The organism is Halomonas alimentaria (assembly GCF_009902005.1).
In the GTDB taxonomy this organism is placed as follows: Bacteria; Pseudomonadota; Gammaproteobacteria; order Pseudomonadales; family Halomonadaceae; genus Halomonas; species Halomonas alimentaria.
Genome location: NZ_WUTT01000013.1, coordinates 1 through 212 on the forward strand (window position 1 = coordinate 1; position 212 = coordinate 212).

Genomic DNA, 212 nt, shown 5'->3' on the forward strand with positions numbered 1-212 from the left:
TACCCGGTGCGGAAGATCCAGGCCACCAGGGCGATGGCCGCCCCCAGGAACAGCAGGATCATGGCCAGGCTGACCAGCGGGCTGACGTCGCTGATGCCGTAGAAGCTCCAGCGGAAGCCGCTGACCAGATAGACGACGGGATTGGCCAGGGTCACCGCCTGCCAGAAGGGCGGCAGCATATCGATGGAGTAGAAGGTGCCGCCGAGGAAGGT

The 212-nt window shown here is 65.1% G+C and carries 1 protein-coding gene; it reads right to left on the bottom strand.

The genetic code is table 11. The features are described 5' to 3' along the window. Positions 1-212 (bottom strand): ABC transporter permease (locus GRB96_RS15455; RefSeq protein ID WP_161433174.1); only part of this gene is annotated, 212 nt, incomplete at both ends.